1 protein-coding gene is annotated in these 2,808 nt (G+C 41.4%); it reads left to right on the forward strand.

The genetic code is table 11. From position 1 onward, the window contains the following. The first annotated feature begins 166 nt into the window (after nucleotides 1–166). Nucleotides 167–2,395, forward strand: coding sequence for an ESPR-type extended signal peptide-containing protein (locus CAN34_RS12290; RefSeq protein ID WP_165767657.1), 2,229 nt, complete (start codon nucleotides 167–169; stop codon nucleotides 2,393–2,395). Nucleotides 2,396–2,808 lie beyond the last annotated feature (413 nt).

Genomic DNA, 2,808 nt, shown 5'->3' on the forward strand with positions numbered 1-2,808 from the left:
TATAATTTTACAGATATGTTGATTTTGTGCTTTAATAAGTTACAGTTCTCATTTATAAGAATTATTAATGTAACTCATTAATCTTCTAACAAATACTTTTGCTTTAAGTTCTAGCTAGAACCTTGATTTTATCAACGAATAATTTTTTAGGCTTATGGAGCGAGCTATGAATAAGGTGTTTAAAAAAAATTGGAGTAAATCATTAGGTTGTGTCGTTGTGGTATCTGAAAGTGCTAAGAGCGCTGGTAAGACTAACTGTACCACTGGCACTGTCACCCAAACTGCTCGCTCAACTGGATATAAAGTTTTGATTGTAAAAGGAATTGTTTTCAGTATTGCAGCTATTAGTGGCACTACAGTTTGGGCAGGCGTAGTATGCGTAACTGATCCTGTTTCTGCGGGAAGTACCGCAGTAGGTGCAATTGCACTGGCATGTGGAATAGATAATACAGCTAACGGTCTCTATAGCAATGCCTTAGGTATTGATAATAAAGCAATGAGTGGAGCTAGTGCATTAGGTTATGCAAATGAAGCAACAGGCGACTCTAGTAGTGCAGTGGGTTTTTTTAATAAGTCCACGGGTAATGATAGCAGTGCGCTAGGTTATAGGAATACTGCATCTAAAATTAACAGCAGTGCCGTAGGGTCTAACAATATCGCATCAGGTAGTTATAGTAGCGCGTTAGGTTATAATAATACTGCATCTGAAACTAAAAGTAGTGCAGTTGGTTATGCTAATGAAGCATCAGGTGATTCTAGTAGCGCAGTGGGTTATACCAATAAAGCGTCAGGTAGTTATAGCAGTGCGCTAGGTTATAGGAATATTGCATCTAAAACTAAAAGTAGTGCAGTTGGTTATGCTAATAAAGCATCAGGTAATTCTAGTAGCGCAGTGGGTTTTGAAAATACATCAGAAGGTGATTATAGTATTGCAGTGGGTTATAGAAACACTGCATCAGGTGAAGATAGCAGCGTGTTCGGAAGTTATAGCCAAGCCACTGCAACAGGCGCAACCGCCATTGGTAGTTTCTCCATCGCAGATGAAAAAAATACAGTTTCAGTTGGTAGCAAGGGTTTCGAGAAGCGTATCACTAACGTAGCAGATGCGACAAACGAAACGGATGCTGTAAATAAACGTTATACCGATGGCAAAGCATCTGAAACCTTAACCGCATCCAAAGGCTATACCGATGACAAAGCATCTGAAACCTTAACCGCCTCCAAAGGTTATACCGATGACAAAGCATCTGAAACCTTAACCGCATCCAAAGGCTATACCGATGACAAAGCATCTGAAACCTTGAGCGCATCCAAAGGCTATACCGATGACAAAGCGACCGAAACCTTAACCGCCTCCAAAGGCTATACCGATGGCAAAGCGTCTGAGACTTTAACCGCCTCCAAAGGCTATACCGATGGCAAAGCATCTGAAACCTTGACCGCATCAAAAGGCTATACCGATGGCAAAGCATCTGAAACCTTGACCGCATCAAAAGGCTATACCGATGGCAAAGCATCTGAAACCTTAACCGCCTCCAAAGGTTATACCGATGATCAGGTTTTGATCGTTAAACAGAGTATTGCTGCACAGCATAAATACATAAAAGTTAATGGTGGTACGTCTGCCGAAGGGATTGCTAGTGGAGACAACGCAATGGCTTTAGGAGCTAGTGCAAGTGCACAAGGCAAGCAATCTATTGCAATGGGTGATGGTGCTCAAGCAATCGGTGAGCAATCTATTAGCATTGGTACAGGCAATAAAGTGACTGGCAATTACTCAGGTGCGATTGGTGATCCAAGTACTGTCAGTGGCAATAGCAGCTATAGTATGGGCAATAATAATACAGTGTCTGGCGACAATACTTTTGTGCTAGGCAATAACGTCAATACTGCTGCAAAAAATGCAGTGGTACTCGGTAATGACTCTAGCTCTAGCCGTGAAAATACGGTGTCGGTTGGTTCTGCTACTAACCAACGTCAGATTATCAATGTTGCTAATGGTACCGCTGATAATGACGCAGTCAATGTAAGTCAGTTACAAGCCGCAAAAACGAGCGCTATCGAAACCTCGAACACCTATACTGATGAAAGATTTACGTCTCTAAATGACTCGATTCACAATTATGTGCAAAACAATGGACAGCGTTTTAAAGAAATTGATGAGCGTTTTGATCGTCAAGGTGCGATGAGTGCTGCGATGTTAAACATGGCAACCAGCACATCAGGTCTACAAGGTAAAAACCGTATTGGTGTAGGCGCAGGTTTTCAGGGTTCTGAGCAAGCGGTCTCCTTAGGTTATCAACGTGTTATAAACCCCAATACCAGCTTCAGTCTAGGTGGTGCTTTCACTAAAGATGAGAGCTCTGGTGGTGTGGGTATGGGCTTTAGCTGGTAAGCCTCAAGTAAATCAAAGCTAAGAAAAGGGACATTAATTTGTCCCTTTTACGTAATTATCATTCCACATTCATTATCTAAATTCCATTAAAAAAAGTGAAGGCAAGCAGGTTTCTACGCTAAGCCTAGGTGGATAACGATAGAGATAAACATACCCTTTATAACTGGTGCCTTAAAGCGATAAAAAAACAACTATTTTACGCACCGCACTGTTTGAACCGCCCTGATATTGTCATATTCTCTCAGAATGTTGAGTCTCCGACAATACTGGGGCGGTTCAGTATTGAATGGGGTGGAGATTGGGAGAAATTTAAAGATGGGCTTCATTACCAGTTGACGTGACCAACACACCCACAGTCATCATTAATCAACCTTCAGTAATTTGTGTCATATTTTCTTTTTCTTAGATTTGCT

It is taken from the genome of Psychrobacter sp. DAB_AL32B (assembly GCF_002224105.1).
Classification (GTDB): Bacteria; Pseudomonadota; Gammaproteobacteria; order Pseudomonadales; family Moraxellaceae; genus Psychrobacter.